This is a genomic window from Trinickia dabaoshanensis (genome assembly GCF_002879885.1).
Lineage (GTDB): Bacteria > Pseudomonadota > Gammaproteobacteria > Burkholderiales > Burkholderiaceae > Trinickia > Trinickia dabaoshanensis.
In genome coordinates this window covers 1-1,570 of the sequence record NZ_PNYA01000071.1, presented here as the reverse complement: position 1 = coordinate 1,570, position 1,570 = coordinate 1, and the positions used below count along the sequence as shown (strand labels likewise).

The window sequence follows — 1,570 nt, the reverse complement described above, 5'->3', positions numbered from 1 at the left end:
GGTAGTCGGCACCCGTTCTTGCTCGGTAAGCCTGTCGAGCTGGGATGGCCCGAAGTTGCGGCATTCAACCGCCATGTCGTCGACACCTGCCTTGCCGGCGGTGCGCTCAGCTACAAAGACAAGGAGCTCGTTCTTTACCGCGAAGGACACCCGGAAGCCGTCTGGATGGACCTGAGCTACAGCCCCGTGCCCAGTGAAGGCGGGCAATCGGCGGGCGTCATAGCAATCGTGTTCGAAACCACAGCGAAGGTGCGGGCAGAGCGGCAACGTCAAGAGGCTGAAAATGCACTTGTTCGCCTCACGGGGTCGCTCGAGGAGCGAGTGGCGACCGAGGTGTCGGCACGCGTTGCGGTGGAAGAGCGGCTTCGCCAAGCGCACAAGCTTGAAGCGTTGGGCAGCTTAACCGGAGGCATCGCTCACGATTTCAACAACGTCCTCCAAGTGATCTCCGCAAATCTGCAATTGGCCGATCTTGCCGCCGACGCTCACGAAACGCTGCGTCGGCGGCTTGCGATTGCGTGCGATGCGGTGGAAAAGGGTGCAAAGCTCGCCTCGCAGGTGTTGGCATTTGCGAGGCGCCAGCCCCTCGCGCCTATGGTGCTCAAGCCCGGACGAATAGTTGATGCAATGGCGGAAATGCTGAGGCGGACGTTAGCGGAGGTGATCAACTTAGTGATTGCGGCCGACCGAAGTACGTGGAATATCTGTGCCGATCGAAATCAGTTGGAAGCCGCGCTGTTGAACCTCGTCGTCAACGCACGGGATGCAATTAGTACGAGCGGGACGATTCGCATCTGCGTCGAAGACATCGATTCGGCGACGGACACCCGAGCCGCTGCTGACGCTATTCCCGCCGGAGAACATGTGCGAATTTCGGTTACCGACACAGGAAGCGGTATGTCGGAGCACGTGAAAGCCCATGCGATGGAGCCGTTTTTTACGACCAAGGAACTAGGTCACGGTACGGGACTTGGCCTTAGCACGGTGTTTGGCTTTGTATCGCAAAGCGACGGACATGTTCGGCTTCAAAGTGAGGAAAGGCAGGGAACGCGCGTCGATCTGTACTTCCCGCGTACCTTCGAGCCCGAGCACGAATACCTTCGGATGCCAGCGGACCAGCCGAAGTTGGGAGGCGAGACTATCCTCGTGGTGGAAGACGACATCGATGTGCGGACCGCAGCAATCGACATGCTGTCGGAGTTGGGGTACGAAGTCTTGTCTGCGCCCAACGGGGACGCGGCGCTAGCGCTTTTGGAAAGTGGCCAACGTATCGATCTGTTGTTCACGGACGTTGTCATGCCGGGTGCAGTCTCGAGCAGACGTCTGGCCGAAATTGCACGGAGACCCCCTTTAGACCTTCCCGTGCTTTTCGCGTCGGGTTACCCTCGCGCCGGTAGTTTTCATGGCAGCGAGCTCGATGAAGGCGTGACGCTGATCAGCAAGCCGTATCGACTCGATGAACTCGCTCGGGCTGTGCGGAATGCGCTGGCACGCGCGGGCGACACGTCGGGCTAGCTGATTCCTATTGGCGACGAGTGCCACAGAGGGGCACACTGACAAATCTCGGCCA

1 protein-coding gene is annotated in these 1,570 nt (G+C 59.5%); it reads left to right on the top strand.

The genetic code is table 11. The features are described 5' to 3' along the window. Positions 1-1,515 (top strand): ATP-binding protein (locus C0Z18_RS32395; RefSeq protein WP_102649537.1); only part of this gene is annotated, 1,515 nt, incomplete at its 5' end. Positions 1,516-1,570 lie beyond the last annotated feature (55 nt).